Here is a 17151-nt window from a genome sequence, read left to right as displayed (position 1 = left end):
CCCCGAGAGGGTTCAGTGGGAGAGGGTCTGGAAGAGGTCGAAGGCGTCGTCCGCGCTGAGGCCGTCGTGGACGACCCCGCGGACGGCCGCGAGCATGGCGGCCGGGTGCTCCGACTGGAAGACGTTGCGTCCCATGTCGACGCCCGCCGCGCCTTCCGCCATGGCGCGTGACGCCACGCGCAGGGCTTCGCGCTCCTCGACCTTCTTGCCACCGGCGATGACGATCGGGACGGGGCATGCGCTCGTGATCGTCTCGAAGCCCTCCTCGACGTAGTAGGTCTTCACGAATGCGGCGCCGAGCTCGGCGCTGATGCGGGTGGCGAGCCGGAAGTAGCGGGCGTCGCGCACCATGTCGCGGCCGACCGCGGTGACGGCCAGGACCGGGATGCCGGTGGCCTGGCCCGCGTCGACGAGGGTGGTCATGTTGCGAACGGACTTCGTCTCGTTGTCGCCGCCGATGAAGACCTGCACCGCGAGGGCGGCGGCATCCAGTCGCACGGCGTCGTCGATCGAGACGGCGACCTCCTCGTTGGAGAGCTCCTTGAGCACGCTCGGTCCGCCCGAGGCGCGCAGGACGATGCCCTTCGCGGAGTGCGGCGGGATGGTCGTGCGCAGGGCGCCGCGCGTGCACATCAGTGCATCGGCCTGGGGGACCAGCGGGAGGATCGAGCGATCAAGCCGCTCGAGACCCGAGGTCGGCCCCTGGAAGTAGCCGTGATCGAACGCGAGCATCACGGTCTTGCCGTCGCGGGGGTCGAACACGCGCGACATCCGCGCGCGCATCCCCCAGTCCTGGCCTGCTTGGCCCTTGATGGGGTAGCCGGTGCCGGCCGCCGCGGGGCCGGAGTAGTCGGTTCCCTCACGCAGGTCGTCGAGGTCAGCCATGGATGTTCTCCTTGTTCTTCGGGGTGGGGTCGGTGTCGGCTCGTCGGGCCGAGGGAGCGGGGGCGGGGCGCTGCAGGCTCGCCCGGAGCCGGTGCAGAGAGCTGCGGCCGGTTCCGGTGGCGGCCGATGCGATCACGACGACGAGGACGACGAGCACACCCTTGAGGACGTTCTGGGCGCCGACCGACCACCCCACGAGGTTGAGCAGTCCCGACAGCAGCACGAAGAAGAGGGCGCCGGTCCAGGCGCCGGCCGGTACGGGGCGGCCGCCCGAGATGAGGGTGCCGCCGATCACGACGACGGCGATCGAGTCGAGCATGTACGAGCTGCCGAGCACGGTGCTGGGAGAGATGAAGGCGGCGAGCAGGCCGCCGACGAGTCCCGCGAGTCCCGCCGACACGAGGTAGGCGGTGACGGTCACGCCCGCCACCGGAAGGCCCGCCCGCTCGGCCGCGCGAGCGCTCTGACCGACGGCGATGACGGCCACGCCGACACGGGTCCGCGTGAGGGCGAGCCACACGATCACGGTCATGGCCGCGACGACGAGCGCGATGACGGGGATGCCGAACGCCTTGGCCGTGACGAAGGCTCGCAGGCCCGCGTCGGCGCCACCGCGCGCGGCATCCGCCAGCAGGAGCGTCGCGGAGGTGACGATGAGGCTCGTCGCCAGCGTCGCGATGATTGGCGGCACCCGCAGGAGGAGGATCGCGGCGACGCTGACCGCGCCGGCGGCGAGCCCGGAGCCGACGCCGGCCGCGAGCCCGATCACCGGCCCCGCCGTCGCGCCCACGCCGACCGAGACGTACGAGGCCATCGAGATGACGGTGCCGACCGAGACGTCGATGTTGCCGGGGCCGAGGGTGATGACGAGCATCTGCCCGAGGGCGACCAGCACGAGGAACGGAGCGAGCGAGAGCGCCTGGGCCATCGGGTCGAGGGGTGATCCGGGCCGCACGGCGATGATGACGGCCCACACGGCGAGTACGCCGAGGAGCGACCAGCCCCAGGCCGGCCAGGCGGGGCCGCGGCGGACGGCGGGGAGCGGGATGGAGGCGGAGGTCATCGCGCGATCCTCTCGGTGATCATGCGGCCCGCGAGCACGGCGATGACGATGACGCCTTGTGCGGCCGATTGCAGGGCGGACGGGAGGTTGATGAGGCTGAGCAGGACGGTGATGAGGCCGAGGGTGATCGCGCCGAGCGTCGTCCCGATCGGCAGCGCCCGGCCACCCGAGAACGTGCCGCCGCCGAGGATCACCGCGGCGATCGTCATGAGGGTGTACTCGCCGGCGGCGTTGATGTCGCCCGACCAGGTCTGCGAAGCGAGCAGCAGGCCCGAGACGACGAGCAGCGCGGCTGCGGCGACGTACGCGGTCGCGCGGGTCGCCACGAGCGAGGCGCCCGTCTTCTCGAGGGTCGCGGCCTGCGAGCCCAGCGCCCGCATGCGGGCGCCGGCGAGCGAGCGCCGTGTGATCCACCAGCCCAGCGCCGTCGCCGCGGCGATGAAGATGAGCGGTGCCGGGAACCACGTCGGCCGCCAGGTCGACAGCGCCGAGAGCCAGTCGGGGGTCTGTCCGCCGGGGGTCGGCCGGATCTGCAGGCCGATCCCCAGCCACACGAACGACATGCCCAGCGTCAGGATGATCGAGGGCACCCCGCGGCGCTGCACCACCCAGGCGAGCAGGGCGTAGACGGCGAGGACGCCGGCGATCATGGCGACCGCGAGGGCCGGGGTCTCCCGCAGCAGCGTCGCGGCGATCACCGTGATGAGCCCGACGAGGTAGCCGACGCTCAGGTCGATGTCACCGACGGCCATCATGATCATCTGCGCCTGGGCGGCCAGCACGAGCGGGACCGACGACATCAGCATGAGGGTGAGGCCGGGAACGCTCAGGATGCCGGGCTGCAGCACCGCGGTCAGCGCGAAGATGGCGATGAGCGCGACGAGGGCGAGGAGCGCGGGCGACCCGTTGACAGCAGAGGCGCGCAGGCGCTGCGGCGCGGTGGGCGGGGCGAGCACGTCGGTGGTCATCGGTCCTCCTGGACTGTCTCGGCGTCGACTCCGAAGGAGTCGGCGATGATGCGCTCGTCGGTGATGTCGTCGCCGGAGAGTTCGCTCACGACGCGTCCCGAGCGGAAGACGTAGACGCGGTCGCAGTGGGCCATCTCGCCGTTCTCGGTGGAGTACCAGACGATGGAGCGGCCGCGTGCCGCCTCGACGCGCATGAGGGCGTAGAGCTCGTTCTTCGTGGTGACGTCCACGCCGCGGAAGGGGTCGTCGAGCAGCACGAGGGGCGCATCGGTCGCGAACGCCCGCGCCACGATCACCTTCTGCTGGTTCCCGCCCGACAGCGACGTGATCGGGGCCCGAGCGCCGCCCTTGACGTTCAGCCGTTGCACCCATTCCTCGGCGAGCCGTCGCCGTCGCGACGGCGGAACGATTCCCGCCGTCGTGAGATGGCGCGTGGCGGAGACGGTGAGGTTGTCGGCGACATTCCAGAGCGAGAAGATCCCGCTGGTCTGCCGGTCGCCGGGAACGTAGGCGCGCCCCCGGACGACTCGGACGCCGCGCGCGTTCGACCAGAGCCGGCGCAGCAGCTCGTCCTGACCGTGTCCGGCGAGGCCCGCGAGGCCCACGATCTCACCCGGCGAGACCGAGAACGGCACGTCGCCCCCGTCGATCCGGGCGACGGTGCCGGGGGCGTCGATCTCCGGCGGAGCGCCCGCGGCGCTGACCCGGCGCACCGTCGCGGTGTCGGCGTGGACTTCGCCGCCCATGGCCGCGAGCAGCGCGTCCTCGTCGGTCTGACTCGCCGAGACCACCTCGACCACGCGCCCGTCCTTCATGACGGCGATCCGGTCGGCGTGGGCCAGCACCTCCTGCATCCGGTGGGAGATGAGGACCATTCCGACGCCCTCGGCGGCGAGGTCGCGAAGGGCGGCGTAGAGCTGGCGAGTCGCGTTGATGCTGAGCGATTCGGTCGGCTCGTCGAGGATGAGCAGCGACAGCGACGGCGTGCACAGGGCGCGCACGATCTCGACCATCTGCCGCTGCGCCATCGTGAGGTCGCCGGCCCGCCGCAGTACCGAGACGCCGTGTCCGGGGAAGACCTCGTCGAGTCTCCGTGACACGCGTCGCTCGGCGCGACGGTTCCAGCCCGCTCCGCGAGTGCTGGCGTCGGAGAGGGCGATGTTCTCCGCGACCGTGAGATCGGGGCAGAGGGCGAGCTCCTGGTAGATCATCCGGACACCGGGCTGCTCGGTGCCGGGCTTCGCGGTGGCGGCGCCGGTCTGCCAGCGGATGCTGCCGGCGTCGGGCTGCTCGCGACCGGCGAGCACCCGCATGAGGGTGCTCTTGCCGGCGCCGTTGTGGCCGACCAGGCCAAGGATCTCGCCCGCGGCGACCGAGATGTCGATCCCGGCCAGAGCCGTCGTGTTTCCGTACCGTTTGGCGACGGCCTCGGCCGTGACGAGCGCCACGTCCGAGGGGTTGGTCGCGGGGGTGTGCGACAGGGTTGTCATCGGGTCTCCTGGTTCGAGCTGGTCGGCCACGGTGTCACCGGGCGTCAGGGCAGCGCGGGCACGGCGACGTCGTCGCCGGCGAGCAGAGCCGCGATCGCGGCGTCGGTGGTCTCCTCGTCCCAGGCGTTCGCGGCGTATTCATCGGTGCCGAGGGCGTCGACCCAGTAGTCGAGGTTCTCCTGCGTGACCTGCACGAGCGGCAGGACCACCTCGTCCGGAACCTCGTCGCCGCGCAGCTTCGCGATGGCGGCGTAGAGGGCGGCGACGATCTGTCCGGGGTCGGTCAGCGCGGCGAACGAGCCGTTGTCGATGCCGCTCTCCTTCCAGAACGACAGCGACTTGCCGTCGGTGTCGAAGACGACGACCGGGATGTCGCGCCCGGCCGACTGGAACGCCTGCACGACGCCCATACCGCCGATGCATCCGGGGACCGCGGCGATCGTCGGCATGGAGCCGAGGATCGCGACGATCTCCTTCTGCGCCGTCGCCGCGTCGCAGAATCCGTTCACCTCGGCAGCGACCTTCACATCGGGGTAGTCGGCGAGGATCTCCTGCTGGCGGGCGTAGAACGCCTCGTCGGGCTGCGAACCGATGACTCCGCGGTTGAGAATGATGTCGCCCTTCCCGTCGATCGCGTCGAGTGCGGGCTGAAGCGAGTCGGCGCCCCACTGCCCGTAGTCGTTGCGCACGACGATGCCGCAGCTGGTGTCCATGTCGGCGTCGACGATCACGACCGTGATGCCGGCGGCGCAGGCCTCCTCGACGACGGGGACGAGCGCGCTCGAGGACGCCGGGATGACCATCAGCACATCGGGGTTCTGCAGCATGAGGCTGCGGATCTGAGATGCCTGCTCGGTCGCGCTGTTCTCCCCCGGAGCGTTGACGACGCTGTAGTCCGAGACGACACCGTTTTCCTTGAGCTTCGCGGCCTCCGTCTCGAATTTGTCGATCAGGGTCAGGCGCCAACCGTTGACGAACCCGTTCGACAGGGCGACCTTCAGGCCCTGGGGTTCACCCCCGGCAGCGGTGTTGTCGGTCGGGCTGCCGGCGCAGCCGGCGAGCACGAGAGCGGAGATCGCTGTCGCGGCCGCTGCGGCGAGCATGCGGCGGGTGGTCGAGAACGTCATCGTTGTGCCTCCTGGTGTCGCATCGTTGCGAGGTGCCGATGTCACGAGGGCGTGCGGGCTGCCAAACTCGTAACAACCAACCTGTCATGACAAGTTGGTGATGACTAAGATAGGGAGCGGGCCGCCGGGTGTCAACACGGCGCCGATACGCTCGCCGTGACGGCCCGATCGAGGAGGCTCCCATGACCGCAGCGACGACGCTCGACCGCTCGTCCGATCTCCCGCTGTGGCAGCAGCTGTCGCTCGCGCTGCGCGGGGAGATCGAGTCGGGGCGCCTCCGGCCGGACCAGGCGCTCCCCTCCGAGTCGGAGCTGATCGATCGGTTCGGGGTCTCGCGCACCGTCGTCCGCGAGGCACTGGCCGACATGGTGCGCGCCGGTCTGATCTACAAGGTGCGTGCCCGCGGGTCGTTCGTCTCGCCGCAGCGCCCGGATCTCAGGTTCGTGGGCTCGATGGCCGGCTCGTCGGACGACCTGGCCGGAACCGGCCGGGTGGTCACGACGCGCGTGCTCGACTTCGCCGTCGGAACCGCGGATGCCGCGGACGCCGAGGCTCTCCGCATCCCGGTCGGGGCGCCCGTGGTGCGGCTGCGTCGCCTGCGGCGGGTCGACGAGACGCCCTGGCTGCTCGTCGACACGGTGCTGCCCCACGACCGGTTCCCCACGCTCGCGCGCGCCAACCTCGAGAACCGGTCGCTCTACGAGCACCTCCGGCGCAACTTCGGGGTTCAGCCCAGCGGCGCCGATCGCTGGCTCAGCGCGGTCGTCCCCGGGCCGGCGGACGCCGAGCTCCTCGAGCTCGCCCCGGGGCAGCCGGTGCTGTCGATCGAGTCGATCGCGTGGGATGCCGAGGGGCAGCCGTTCGAGCGTTACCTGGCCCTTCACCGCAGTGACGAATCGCGCTTCTACGTGGGAATCCGTTGATCTCCCGCTCCGGCGGTCGAGAGAACGATTATCAGTAACGTACAATCGACGGCATGACCCGTCGACTCCTCCCTGCCGCCGCGCTCGTGGCAGCGGCATCCCTCGCTCTCGCCGGCTGCGCCGGCACCTCGTCGCCGGCCGCGAGCGGTTCGGACGACGGCAAGATCAGCGTCGTCGCCTCGACCAACGTGTACGGCTCACTGGCCGCCGAGGTGGGCGGCGACGCCGTCGAGGTGACCTCGATCGTGACCTCACTCGCGCAGGACCCGCACTCGTACGAGGCGTCGGCGCGCGACCAGCTGACGGTGTCGCAGGCCGACCTCATCATCGAGAACGGCGGGGGCTACGACTCGTTCCTCGACGGGCTCGTCGAGTCGAGCGGCAGCACGGCTCCGGTGCTCACGGCGGTCGAGTTCTCGCACGACTTCCCCGGCGCCGAGGGCCACGACGACCACGCCGACGAGCACGCCGCGGATGAGCACGCCGCGGACGAGAGCGCCGAGGCCGAGCACGACCACGAGCACGACCATGAGGGTCACGACCACATCGAGGGCTTCAACGAGCACGTCTGGTACGACCCGCACACGATCGCTCACCTCGTCGAAGACATCGCGCACGAGCTCGGTGAGCTCGACGCGGCCCAGGCCGACACGTTCGAGGCGAACGCGAAGGCGCTCATCGAGCGGATCGACGGCCTCGAGACATCCCTCGACACCATCTCGGCGGCGCACCAGGGCGAGAAGATCTTCGTGACCGAGCCGGTGCCGCTGTATCTCGCCGCTGCGGCGGGTCTGGAGAACGCGACTCCGGAGGCGTTCAGCGAAGCCGTCGAAGAGGGGCAGGACGTGCCTCCCGCGACCCTCCTCGAGGCGCAGCAGATCCTGCGTTCGGGCGAGGTGCGCATCGTGATCGTCAACGCGCAGACGGGCGGCGCTGAGACCACGGAGATCACGAAGGTCGCCGGAGAGCTGAACATCCCCGTGCTCGAGTTCACCGAGCTCATGCCCGACGGCGTCGACTACGTCGGCTGGATGCAGCAGAACATCGACGAGATCTCGGGCGCCCTCGCGGGCTGACCCGCCGCCGTCATCCCTCTCAGTCCGCCGTCGGGGCCCCGCCCTGGCGGCGGACGAGTGCGTTCAGGAGCGCCGCCTGGTCGTCTGCGGACGTGCGGGCGGCCGAGACGTTCTCGGTCTCGACGGCCGCCACGATCTCGGCGCGCTGGATGCGGGTCGACCGCGGCGCTTCGATGCCGAGCCGGATGCTGTCGCCCTTGACCTCGAGCACCGTGAGCTCGATGTCGTCGCCGATGAGCACCTTCTCACCGACTCGTCTCGTCAACACCAGCACTCGATCACCCTACTTTCCGGAAGCCGTGCCCGCCCCGCGCGCTCGACGCGAGTCTCACGCGGGCGTGATGGCATGCGCGTCGCCGATCGTGTCTCGGACGACGCCCACCGTGTCGATCGCCAGGCCCCCGGCCGTCGCCTCGGTGTACGACAGCACCGGCAGCCCGTCGGTCTGCGACGAGATGAGGCGCCGCACGGCGGAACGCAGCGACGGCGCACACACGAGCACGGGCTCGGGGCCCGGGCCGGCCGCTTCGAGGGCGGCGCGAGCCGAGGCCACGACCGCCTCGAGCCGGTGCGGGTCCAGGGCGATGTGCGGACCGTCCTCGCTCGGTCGCATCGCCTCGAGCATCGACTGCTCGAGCAGCGGGTCGATCATGACGATGCGTAGCCGCCCCTGTTCGGCGAAGCGCGTCGCCACGGCGGGACCGAGCGCGAGACGTGCCGCCTCGATCAGGGCGTCGGGGTCGGTCGTCGTCTTGGCGCGCAGCGCGAGCGCCTCGTAGATCCGTGTGAGGTCGTTGATCGGGATGCGCTCGGCGAGCAGGCCCTGCAGCACGCGCTGCACCTCCGCCAGCGAGAGCAGCGCCGGCGTGAGCTCCTCGACCGCTGCCGGGCTGGACTGGCGCAGCGTCTCGGTGAGCTGACGCACGTCCTCTCGGCTGAGCAGCCGGGCGGCGTGGGCCTGGATGACCGCGGACAGGTGGGTGATGATGACGCTCGCGCGGTCGACGACGGTCGCTCCGGCGAGCTCGGCGCTGTGCCGCATCTCGAGGGGAACCCACTTCCCGTCGATGCCGAACACGGGGTCGGGCGACGCCCGCCCGGGCAGGGTCTCGAGGCCCGAGCCGAGCGCGAGGAGCGAGGCGCGGGGCGCGACGCCGCGACCCGCCTCGATCCCCGCGACCCGGATGACGTAGGTCGAGGGCGGCAGCTCGATGCTGTCGCGCGTGCGCACGGGCGGAACGATGAGTCCGAGCTCGAGCGCGGTCTTGCGCCGCAGCGACCGCACGCGTCCGAGCAGGTCGTCGGGACCGCCGGTGACGAGGTCGACGATGTCTGGAGCGAGCAGGATCTCGAGCGCGTGGACCCGCATCCGCTCGGCCAGCTCCTCGGGGGTGTCGACGGCGCCGCGCGGGTCGACAGCGGGGGCGTCCTCGGCCGCCTGCGTCTGCTCGCGCCGGCCGACCCGCTGCGCGATGAGCAGCAGGGTCGCGCCGATGACGAGGAAGGGCAGCATCGGCATCCCGGGGATGAACGACATCACGATCGCCGCGCCACCCGCGATCGACAGGGCGTTGCGCGACTGCGTCAGCTGCGCCGCGGCGGCCGAGCCCATGTCGGACTCCGCCCCCGACCGGGTGACGATCATGCCCGTCGCGACCGCCATCAGCAGCGCGGGGATCTGCGTGACGAGGCCGTCGCCGATCGTCAGGAGGGCGTAGGTGTTGAGGGCCTCGCCCGCCTCCATGCCCTTCGAGAGCATGCCGATCGCGACGCCGCCGACGAGGTTGATGATGATGATGACGAGTCCGGCGATCGCGTCGCCCTTGACGAACTTCGAGGCGCCGTCCATCGCGCCGTAGAAGTCGGCCTCCGCCGCGATCTCGGCGCGCCGGCGCCGCGCTTCGGCGTCGCTGATGAGGCCGGCGTTGAGGTCGGCGTCGATCGCCATCTGCTTGCCGGGCATGGCGTCGAGGGTGAACCGGGCGCCCACCTCGGCGACGCGCTCGGCGCCCTTCGTCACGACGACGAACTGGATGACGATGAGGATCAGGAACACCACGATGCCGATGACGAGCGATCCGCCCACGGCGATCGCGGCGAACGCGTCGATGACCTGCCCCGCGTGCGCCTCGCCCAGCACGAGCTTCGTCGAGGCGACGTTCAGGCCGAGCCGGAACAGCGTCGCCACCAGCAGCAGCGAGGGGAAGACCGCGAAATCGAGCGGCCGCTTCACGAACATCGCCGTCAGCAGGATGAGCAGGGCGAACAGGATGTTGGTGATGATCAGGACGTCGAGGATCGGCGGCGGCACCGGCACGATCAGCAGCATGATGATGCCGACGACCCCGATCGGCACGAGCGACCTTCTCAGGATGTTCATCGGGGTGCCTTCCTCTCGGGAACGGTGTGGACGCCGCGCGCCGCGCCGCGGCGCTTGAGCCCGTCGACGAAGACGAGCACGCGGGCGACGGCGGTGTAGAGATCGCCGGGGATCTCCTGGCCGAGCTCGCACGCGCCGTGCAGGGCGCGTGCGAGCGGGATGTCGCGGACGAGCGGGACGCCGGCCTCGTGCGCCCGCTCGCGGATGCGCTCGGCGATGAGGCCCTGCCCCTTCGCGACGACGCGCGGCGCCGACTTGCCCGGCTCGTAGCGCAGGGCGACGGCGATGTGCGTGGGGTTCACGAGCACGACATCCGCATCTCCGACGGCGGCGATCATGCGGTTGCGGCTCATCGCCATCTGCCGGGCGCGGCGCTGGCTGCGGATGAGCGGGTCGCCCTCGGAGTTCTTGTGCTCGTCGCGCGCTTCCTTCTTGGTGACGCGGGTGTGCTTGCGGTTGCGCCGCATGACGACGAGGACGTCGATCGCGGCCAGCAGCACGCCGACGGCGACCGCGGTGATGAGCAGCGCGGTCACGACGTTCGAGGCGATCTCGAGCAGCCGGGTGATCGGGTGGGCACCGCTCATCGTCAGCACGGGCATGAGCCCGGCGACGACGAACCACAGGGCGAGGCCGATCGCGGCGGTCTTGAGCAGCGCTTTCGCGCCCTCCCACAGTGCCTGCACGCCGAACAGCCGTTTGACGCCGTTCAGCACGTTGAACTGCTCGAAGCGCGCCGGCACGCCGCGCAGATGGATGCCGCCCTGGGCGACCGACCCGACGATCGCGACGATCGCGACGGCGAGCAGCGCCGTGCCCAGGATGGCCGGGATGCTGCCGAGCGCCGACGACAGGACGGCGACGGCGTGCTCGGGGTCGGGGTGGCGGATGACGGCGGCGATCTCGACGAACTGCGCGGCCCCGGCATCCGCACCCGCTCCGATCATGGCGGGGAGGACCAGCGCGACCGTGCCGATCGCGAGCCAGGCGGACAGGTCCTGGCTGCGCGACAGCTTGCCCTTGCGGTGTGCCTCGCGCAGCTGCCGGCGGCTGGCCTGCTCGGTGCGTTCCCCGCTGTCGCTGCTCATGACGCGCCGCCGTTCATCGGGTTCCGCCGATCAGCAGCCCGGTCGCCTGGTCGGTGAGCGCCCCGACGACGGCGGGCAGGGCGAGGATGACGCTTCCCGCGAGGAGGAAGGTCAGGATGATCTTCAGGGGGAAGCCGAGCGCGAACGCGTTGAGGGCGGGGGCGACGCGGCTGACGAGCCCGAGCGCGATGTCGGCGAGGAAGAGGACGAGCAGCAGGGGACCGGCGATCTGCAGCGCGGCGACGAGCAGCTGCGACGCGGTGTCGACCAGCAACTCGGCCGGGCGGGCGAGGTCGAGGACCCCATCGACGGGGATCGCCGTGAAGCTCCGGGCGAGCCCCGCGAGGATGAGCTGGTAGCCGTTGCTCGCGAAGAGCAGGGCGAGGGCGATCATCTGGAACAGGCGCGTGAACTGGGCGCCGTTGACGTTCATCTGCGGATCGAAGGCCTGCGCGAGCTGAAAGCCGCCGAAGACGTCGATCAGCCCGCCGGCCGACTGCACGACGGCGAAGCACGTCATCACGAGGAATCCGAGCAGCGCCCCCGTGACGACCTGAGCGGTCAGGGCGAGGAAGAACGGGCCGGTGCCGAGGCTCTGGTAGCCCGGCGCCACCGTGCCGCTGAGAGCGAGGGCGACGCCGATCGCGACCATCGCCTTGATGCGCGCGGGGAAGGCGCCGTACGAGAAGGGTGGGGCGGTGAAGACGAAGGCGGTCGTGCGGACCGCGGCGAGTCCGGTGGCCTCGATCCAGGCGAAGTCGAGCAGCAGCTGCATCTCAACCGCCCGAGAGCAGGTGCGGGATGCGGTCGAACATGGTGTGGGTGAAGGCGATCGCCTCGGCGATCATCCAGTGCCCGCACACGACGAGTGCGATCGCGACGGCGACGGCCTTCGGCACGAACGAGAGCGTGACCTCCTGGATCTGCGTGATCGACTGCAGGAGCGAGATGGCGAAGCCGACCACGAGTGCCGTGATGAGCAGCGGAGCGGCGAGCTTCGCGGCGAGCACGACGCCCTCCATGCCGATGTCGAGGACGGCCTCAGGGTTCACGCGTACCCCCGGTCATCCGCCCGCTCCGTAGCTCTCCATCAGGGTGCGGAGGATGAGTCCCCACCCGTCGACGAGCACGAACAGCAGGATCTTGAAGGGAAGCGAGATCATCACCGGCGGGAGCATCATCATGCCCATCGACATCAGCGCTGCGGCGACGACGAGGTCGATGACGAGGAACGGCACGAAGATGACGAAGCCGATGATGAAGGCCGCGCGCAGCTCCGAGATCATGAACGCCGGGATGAGGGTGATCATCGGGACGCTCGCCGGGTCCTCGGGGTTCTCGGCGCCCGCGAACCGGGTCATGAGCGCGAGATCCTCCTCGCGCGTGAACGACAGCATCCAGGTGCGCAGTGGGTCGGCGCCGACGCCCACGGCATCGGTGAACGTGATCGAGCCGTCGACGTAGGGCTGGACGGCGACCGTGTTGATCTCGGTCAGCACCGGCCACATCACGAAGAGGGTGAGGAACAGGGCGAGGCCGGCGAGCACCTGGTTGGGCGGGATCGTGGGCAGCGAGAGGGCGTTCCGGGTCATCGCCAGCACCACGAAGATCTTCGTGAACGACGACATCATGAGCAGCAGTGCCGGGGCCACCGACAGCAGCGTGATGCCGATGAGGGTCAGGACCGACGACGAGGGTGTGCCGTCGATGCCGTTGATGTCGACGGAGATGCCGCCGTTCGGCGGGGGCGTCGAGGCGGCGACGAGCACGAGCGCGCCGAGCGCGCCGCCGGAGATCACGCGCCCAGGGCCCGGCGCAGCACCTGTGCGGCATCACGCGCGGTCATGGTCGCCGGGCGGGTGGTGCGGGCAGTGCGTTCGGCGCGGGCCTGCGCACGGAGCAGGGGCACGGGCGGTGCGAGGGGCGCGTCGTCCGCGACATCCCGCAGGACCGGGCGCGCCGTGTCGTCGCCGTGCGCGGCATCCGCTGTCGCGTGGGGCCCCGTCGTGGTGCCCGGCGTCGAGTCGATGCGGTCGAGCATCGACACCCCGCCCTCGGTGATGCCGAGCACGTAACGGGCCCCATCGATCTCGACCACGGCGACCTGGGCCTTCGGCCCGATGCCGCGCTTGGCGACGACGGTGATGTCGGCGACGGCATCCGTACGTGTCGACTTGAGGCCTCGCGGGCGGTTCGCGCGTGCTCCGTTAGCGCTGCCGCGAGAGAAGCGACGCTGCAGCACCCACACGATCGCGAGCACGACGCCGAGGGAGACGACGACGCGCAGCGCGAGCAGCAGATCGTCGATCTCAGGCCTCCGCGTTCTCGATGATGCGCGTGATGCGCACCGCGTAGTCCTGGTCGACGACGACGATCTCGCCATGGGCGATCAGCCGCCCGTTGAGCTTGACGTCGGCGGGGGCGCCGGCCGAGCGGTCGAGCTCGATGATGCGCCCGGGCTCGAGATCGAGCACGTCGCGGACGGTCATGCGGGTGCGACCGACCTCGACGGTCAGCTCCATCTCGACGCCGGCGATGCGCTGCAGGCGGCGCGGCGAGGCCGCGGCGGGGTGCGACACGCGCACGGCGAGGCGTCCGATCACGCGGGCATCCTCGTCGACGAGGTCGAACACCTGCGCGGCGGGGTGCGCGAAGAGCGCCGAGGCGTCTCCGATCGTCGCCTCGCCGAGCACGCTCGGGCCGAAGGCGGTCGCCGCGGCGTCGAGCGCGTCACGGAGTCGTTCGGGCAGCGGCAGGGCGGCGTCCGCGCCGAGGAGCGCCGACTCATCGAGGACCACGACCGCGAGCGCGGCGCTCGTGTCGCCGACCGACGAGACGATGACCGCGTCGCCGGTCTCGCCCGCGCTCGTCCCGGGGCGGGCGGTGATGCGCGAGGCGGTGGGCAGCCGGTCGGCGAACGCGGCTGCGGCTGCGGCCTCGTGGGTGGTGGTGCTGGTCATGGCGACTCCTCGGACAGTGCGGGGGAGAGATCGGATGCCGTCACGACGCACGCGAGCCGCGCGCCATGAGATCCCACGGCGGCGGAAGCGACGACCTGCTCGTCGACGGTGAGATCGAGGGGGCGGTCGGCGGCGTGCGCGAGCGAGATGACATCGCCGACGGCGAGGTCGAGCACCTCGGCGGGGCGGACGGCACGCGGCGCGAGCCGCAGCGTCACTTCGACGGGCGTCTGCTCGACGTGCCGGCGGACGAGGCCCGGGTCGTTCGTCGCCCGCGGCGCCGAGGCGCTGTCGGACAGGCGCTCGAGCAGCGTCGCGGCGGGGAGGGCGATCGTCGCGGTCTCGGTGCGGTCGGCCAGACGCATCGAGAAGCGGGCCACGACCACGAGGTCCTGACCGCCGACGACCTGAGCGAAGGCCGCGTTGTACTGCACCGCGCCGACGCTCAGCTCGCGAGGCAGGAGGGAGCCGAGGGCTGTGCGCAGGTGGCCGAGGGTCTCGTCCATCAGCGACCGGATGAGCGCCTGCTCGATCGCCGTGAGGGCGCGGGCCTCGGGGCGCTGCGAGCCGTCGCCGCCGAGCATCTTCACGATCCACGACAGGGCCGACGGCAGCGGGAACTCGATGACCGCACGATCGTCCGAGGTCGCATCCGAGCACAGCACGAGCGTCGTGGTCGGCGGGATCGTCGCGACGTACTCGTCGTAGGTCTCGAGGCTCACCCGTTCGAGGGCGATGTGCGCGCGCACGCGGGCCTTCGCGGCGAGGAGCATCGCCCACTGGCGCGCGAACGCGTCGAAGGCCCCCGCCAGAGCGCGCGTGTGCTCACGGGACAGTGCCGCGGGTCGCCCAAAGTCGTAGCGTTCCGGGGCCGCGGTCGCGGCATCCTCGGTTCGCACGCTCGGGGCGATCGGCACGGTCTGCACGCCACGGACTATCGGTCGCGTGTCGCCCGCGGTTAGGCCCGGGCCTCGCGGGTGGGTGTGAGCTCAGGTTGGGTTGGCAGTTTGTGCCCACTCAGGGCTGGGGATGGGGCGGGAACTGCCAGGTGGGTCCTGGCGGTGACGTGAGCTCAGGTTGGGTTGGCAGTTTGTGCCCACTCAGGGCTGGGGATGGGGCGAGTTCCGCCAGGTGAGACCCCGGGTGGGCGCGGGCTCAGGTTGGGTTGGCAGGTTGTGCCCACTCAGCGCACGGGATGGGGCGGGGGCTGCCAGGTGGGCCGAGCCCGGAGTCAGCCGTCGGCGGCGGCGAGAGCGGGGAGCTCGCCGCGCACCTGGGCGTCGGCGTCCGAGAGCACGACGATGTCGACGCGACGGTTCTGCGCGAGGGCCTCGGCGCTCGAGCCCTCCGCGAGCGGTCGCGACGACCCGAACCCGACGGAGCTGATGCGCTCCCTCGCGACCCCGCGTGCCTCGACGAGGTAGCCGAGCACACCGTTGGCCCGCGCGGTCGAGAGCTCCCAGTTGTCGGCGAACGGCGCGATGGCGGGGCGGGCGTCGGCGTGGCCCTCGACCGAGATGAGGTGCGCGTCGGCGGCGAGGACGGACCCGGCGGCGTCGAGCACGGCCCGGGCACGGTCGCTCAGGTCGGTGCTGTTGGTGTCGAAGAACGTCTCGGCGCTCACGAGACCGATGGTGAGGCCCCGGTCGTCGATCGTGAAGGTCGCGGCGTCACCGAGGCCCTGCTCGGCGAGAGCGCCCTCGAGGCGTGAGCGCAGGTCGTCGAGCGAGCTGTACTCCTGCTCGGCCGGGGTCGGGGCGGTCGGGGTCTCGACGAATCCCTCGCCCTCCTCCTCGACCAGCTCGGGCGGCACGACGACGCCCTCCGAGACGTCGCGGGTCTCGGAGATCTCCGAACCGAACCCGGTCGCGAGCGAAGCGCGCAGCTGCTCGAACTTCTCCTGGTCGACGTTGGACATCGCGAACATGACGATGAACATGCACATCATCACGGTGATCATGTCGAGGTACGACGCCATCCAGCGCTCGTCGGGGCCCTCGTGCGAGGACTCCATGACCCGGCGGCGACGAGGCGCGCTCATACTCCGGCGTCCGCGGGCTCGTCGGCCGACGCCTTCGCGCGGCCGCGCCCGGGCTTGGTCTCGGGGGCGAGCGCCCGCAGACGCTCGGCGACGAGCATCGGCGGGTTGCCCGCCTGGACGGCGAGCATCCCCTCGGTCACGAGCGTCATGCGGTCGACCTCGATCTCGGCGAGGCGCTGCAGCCGCGTGCCGATCGGCAGCCAGATGAAGTTCGCCGACAGGAGGCCCCACAGGGTCGCGACGAAGGCGGCGGCGATGAGGGGCCCGAGCTGGTCGGGCTTGTCGAGGTACTCGAGCACGTGGGTGAGCGAGACGACCGTGCCGACGATGCCGACCGTCGGGGCGTACCCGCCGAGGGCCGAGTAGAAGCGCGAGGCCGTGCGACGCTCGGCGGCGACGGTGGCGACGCGGTCTTCGAGGACGACGCGCAGGTCTTCGGCATCCGTTCCGTCGGCGATGCTCTGCAGGGCATGGCGAAGCAGCGGGTCCTTCTCGTCTGCCACGGCGCTCTCGAGCGCGAGCAGCCCCTCGGCGCGCGCCTTCTCGGCGTATCCCACGACGGTGTCGATGAGCGCCTCGGTGGATCCCTTGATGCCGACGAAGGCCCGCGGCAGCGCGCGCACGGCGCCCGCGGCATCCCGCAGCGTGCCGCCGGCGATGCCGATCGCGATCGTCGCGCCGAAGACCAGCACCATCGGCGCGGGCAGGAGCAGGGCGTTGAGGCTGGCCCCCTCCAGCTGGATCATCGCCCACAGGCCGCCGAAGGCCAGCAGGATGCCGATGAGGAGTGACGGATCCATCAGCGCTGACCCTCCGGCGCGGCGGCGGCCGTGGAGCCCGACTGGGATGCGGACTCGGATGCCGCCGCATGGCCGAGCGCCGTCGCCAGCACGCGGGCGCGGAACTCGACGATGCTCTGGATGACGGCATCCATCGTCTCGGCGACGACGAACGTCGCCCCGTCGACCAGTGTGAGCGTCGTGTCGGGGCTCGCCTGGATGCGTTCGACGAGGTCGGGGTTCACGGCGAACCGGTGACGGTTCAATCGTGTGAGAACGATCATGTCGCCCTTCTCGTCGGTCAGCGCGCGGGGGAAAGGGTCGTCGCGGGTACGGCGGCTCCGAGGAGACTGTCGGCAGCGGGGGGCGGT

General features: G+C 71.1%; 19 protein-coding genes. 2 read left to right on the top strand and 17 right to left on the bottom strand.

What is annotated here, in order from left to right; translation table 11 throughout:
- Positions 1 to 12: 12 nt before the first annotated feature.
- The 5 genes from lsrF to VC184_RS15765 are packed head-to-tail and all read right to left on the bottom strand — an operon-like array spanning position 13 to position 5533.
- Positions 13 to 885 carry a 3-hydroxy-5-phosphonooxypentane-2,4-dione thiolase gene (lsrF, locus tag VC184_RS15785; protein ID WP_282501695.1) on the bottom strand — a complete coding sequence of 291 codons (873 nt, stop codon included), beginning with the start codon at positions 883 to 885 and terminating at the stop codon, positions 13 to 15.
- Positions 878 to 1948: an ABC transporter permease gene (locus VC184_RS15780; RefSeq protein ID WP_282501694.1), complete on the bottom strand. Its 1071-nt coding sequence runs from the start codon at positions 1946 to 1948 to the stop codon at positions 878 to 880. The genes lsrF and VC184_RS15780 overlap by 8 nt, the downstream gene beginning before the upstream one ends.
- Positions 1945 to 2916, bottom strand: a complete 972-nt coding sequence (locus tag VC184_RS15775) for an ABC transporter permease (protein ID WP_282501693.1) — start codon at positions 2914 to 2916, stop codon at positions 1945 to 1947. Before VC184_RS15775 ends, VC184_RS15780 begins: the two co-directional genes overlap by 4 nt.
- Positions 2913 to 4406 carry a sugar ABC transporter ATP-binding protein gene (locus tag VC184_RS15770; protein WP_323986847.1) on the bottom strand — a complete coding sequence of 498 codons (1494 nt, stop codon included), beginning with the start codon at positions 4404 to 4406 and terminating at the stop codon, positions 2913 to 2915. The genes VC184_RS15775 and VC184_RS15770 overlap by 4 nt, the downstream gene beginning before the upstream one ends.
- Positions 4407 to 4450: 44 nt before the next feature.
- Complete coding sequence (locus tag VC184_RS15765; protein ID WP_282501691.1) at positions 4451 to 5533, bottom strand: substrate-binding domain-containing protein; 1083 nt, start codon at positions 5531 to 5533, stop codon at positions 4451 to 4453.
- 182 nt (positions 5534 to 5715) lie between these two features.
- Between VC184_RS15765 and VC184_RS15760 the strand changes: the two genes are divergently transcribed.
- Together VC184_RS15760 and VC184_RS15755 are read left to right on the top strand one after the other, a co-directional pair.
- Positions 5716 to 6456 (top strand): GntR family transcriptional regulator, encoded by a 741-nt coding sequence (locus VC184_RS15760; protein ID WP_282501690.1) that lies wholly within the window; start codon positions 5716 to 5718, stop codon positions 6454 to 6456.
- 53 nt (positions 6457 to 6509) lie between these two features.
- Positions 6510 to 7532, top strand: a complete 1023-nt coding sequence (locus VC184_RS15755; protein ID WP_274179500.1) for a metal ABC transporter solute-binding protein, Zn/Mn family — start codon at positions 6510 to 6512, stop codon at positions 7530 to 7532.
- Positions 7533 to 7551: 19 nt separating this feature from the next.
- Here the strand turns inward: VC184_RS15755 and csrA are convergent, their stop codons facing one another.
- From csrA to VC184_RS15695, 12 genes are all read right to left on the bottom strand, one after another.
- Positions 7552 to 7800: a carbon storage regulator CsrA gene (csrA, locus tag VC184_RS15750; protein WP_323986845.1), complete on the bottom strand. Its 249-nt coding sequence runs from the start codon at positions 7798 to 7800 to the stop codon at positions 7552 to 7554.
- Positions 7801 to 7860: 60 nt separating this feature from the next.
- Positions 7861 to 9912: a flagellar biosynthesis protein FlhA gene (locus VC184_RS15745; protein ID WP_282501688.1), complete on the bottom strand. Its 2052-nt coding sequence runs from the start codon at positions 9910 to 9912 to the stop codon at positions 7861 to 7863.
- Positions 9909 to 11000, bottom strand: a complete 1092-nt coding sequence (locus VC184_RS15740; RefSeq protein WP_269268335.1) for an EscU/YscU/HrcU family type III secretion system export apparatus switch protein — start codon at positions 10998 to 11000, stop codon at positions 9909 to 9911. The genes VC184_RS15745 and VC184_RS15740 overlap by 4 nt, the downstream gene beginning before the upstream one ends.
- A gap of 13 nt (positions 11001 to 11013) precedes the next feature.
- Positions 11014 to 11775, bottom strand: a complete 762-nt coding sequence (locus VC184_RS15735) for a flagellar biosynthetic protein FliR (protein WP_112615241.1) — start codon at positions 11773 to 11775, stop codon at positions 11014 to 11016.
- Between the two features lies 1 nt (position 11776).
- A complete protein-coding gene (gene fliQ / locus VC184_RS15730; RefSeq protein ID WP_023953659.1) occupies positions 11777 to 12052 on the bottom strand; it encodes a flagellar biosynthesis protein FliQ in 276 nt (91 codons plus the stop codon).
- A 12-nt stretch (positions 12053 to 12064) separates the two neighbouring features.
- Entirely contained in the window at positions 12065 to 12799 is a 735-nt protein-coding gene (gene fliP / locus VC184_RS15725) for a flagellar type III secretion system pore protein FliP (protein ID WP_114588711.1), read from the bottom strand.
- On the bottom strand, positions 12796 to 13260 hold the full coding sequence (locus VC184_RS15720; RefSeq protein ID WP_282501687.1) for a flagellar biosynthetic protein FliO: 465 nt from the start codon (positions 13258 to 13260) through the stop codon (positions 12796 to 12798). The genes fliP and VC184_RS15720 overlap by 4 nt, the downstream gene beginning before the upstream one ends.
- Positions 13261 to 13309: 49 nt before the next feature.
- Positions 13310 to 13960 carry a flagellar motor switch protein FliN gene (gene fliN / locus VC184_RS15715; RefSeq protein ID WP_269268333.1) on the bottom strand — a complete coding sequence of 217 codons (651 nt, stop codon included), beginning with the start codon at positions 13958 to 13960 and terminating at the stop codon, positions 13310 to 13312.
- Entirely contained in the window at positions 13957 to 14886 is a 930-nt protein-coding gene (locus tag VC184_RS15710; RefSeq protein WP_282501686.1) for a flagellar motor switch protein FliM, read from the bottom strand. The genes fliN and VC184_RS15710 overlap by 4 nt, the downstream gene beginning before the upstream one ends.
- Positions 14887 to 15191: 305 nt before the next feature.
- Positions 15192 to 16001: an OmpA/MotB family protein gene (locus VC184_RS15705; protein WP_274179498.1), complete on the bottom strand. Its 810-nt coding sequence runs from the start codon at positions 15999 to 16001 to the stop codon at positions 15192 to 15194.
- Positions 15998 to 16801, bottom strand: coding sequence for a motility protein A (locus VC184_RS15700; RefSeq protein WP_323986842.1), 804 nt, complete (start codon positions 16799 to 16801; stop codon positions 15998 to 16000). The genes VC184_RS15705 and VC184_RS15700 overlap by 4 nt, the downstream gene beginning before the upstream one ends.
- Positions 16801 to 17064 (bottom strand): flagellar FlbD family protein, encoded by a 264-nt coding sequence (locus VC184_RS15695; RefSeq protein ID WP_323986841.1) that lies wholly within the window; start codon positions 17062 to 17064, stop codon positions 16801 to 16803. Before VC184_RS15695 ends, VC184_RS15700 begins: the two co-directional genes overlap by 1 nt.
- Between the last annotated feature and the right edge of the window lie 87 nt (positions 17065 to 17151).

Source organism: Microbacterium plantarum (assembly GCF_035231185.1).
In the GTDB taxonomy this organism is placed as follows: Bacteria; Actinomycetota; Actinomycetes; order Actinomycetales; family Microbacteriaceae; genus Microbacterium; species Microbacterium plantarum.
This window is presented reverse-complemented; position numbering and strand designations above follow the sequence as displayed.

What these genes read in the sequence shown, in the direction of transcription:
- lsrF (WP_282501695.1), bottom strand. Translation starts at nt 885, where the DNA reads ATGGCTGACCTCGACGACCTGCGTGAGGGAACCGACTACTCCGGCCCC.
- VC184_RS15780 (WP_282501694.1), bottom strand. Translation starts at nt 1,948, where the DNA reads ATGACCTCCGCCTCCATCCCGCTCCCCGCCGTCCGCCGCGGCCCCGCC.
- VC184_RS15775 (WP_282501693.1), bottom strand. Translation starts at nt 2,916, where the DNA reads ATGACCACCGACGTGCTCGCCCCGCCCACCGCGCCGCAGCGCCTGCGC.
- VC184_RS15770 (WP_323986847.1), bottom strand. Translation starts at nt 4,406, where the DNA reads ATGACAACCCTGTCGCACACCCCCGCGACCAACCCCTCGGACGTGGCG.
- VC184_RS15765 (WP_282501691.1), bottom strand. Translation starts at nt 5,533, where the DNA reads ATGACGTTCTCGACCACCCGCCGCATGCTCGCCGCAGCGGCCGCGACA.
- VC184_RS15760 (WP_282501690.1), top strand. Translation starts at nt 5,716, where the DNA reads ATGACCGCAGCGACGACGCTCGACCGCTCGTCCGATCTCCCGCTGTGG.
- VC184_RS15755 (WP_274179500.1), top strand. Translation starts at nt 6,510, where the DNA reads ATGACCCGTCGACTCCTCCCTGCCGCCGCGCTCGTGGCAGCGGCATCC.
- VC184_RS15745 (WP_282501688.1), bottom strand. Translation starts at nt 9,912, where the DNA reads ATGAACATCCTGAGAAGGTCGCTCGTGCCGATCGGGGTCGTCGGCATC.
- VC184_RS15740 (WP_269268335.1), bottom strand. Translation starts at nt 11,000, where the DNA reads ATGAGCAGCGACAGCGGGGAACGCACCGAGCAGGCCAGCCGCCGGCAG.
- VC184_RS15735 (WP_112615241.1), bottom strand. Translation starts at nt 11,775, where the DNA reads ATGCAGCTGCTGCTCGACTTCGCCTGGATCGAGGCCACCGGACTCGCC.
- fliN (WP_269268333.1), bottom strand. Translation starts at nt 13,960, where the DNA reads ATGACCAGCACCACCACCCACGAGGCCGCAGCCGCAGCCGCGTTCGCC.
- VC184_RS15705 (WP_274179498.1), bottom strand. Translation starts at nt 16,001, where the DNA reads ATGAGCGCGCCTCGTCGCCGCCGGGTCATGGAGTCCTCGCACGAGGGC.
- VC184_RS15700 (WP_323986842.1), bottom strand. Translation starts at nt 16,801, where the DNA reads ATGGATCCGTCACTCCTCATCGGCATCCTGCTGGCCTTCGGCGGCCTG.
- VC184_RS15695 (WP_323986841.1), bottom strand. Translation starts at nt 17,064, where the DNA reads ATGATCGTTCTCACACGATTGAACCGTCACCGGTTCGCCGTGAACCCC.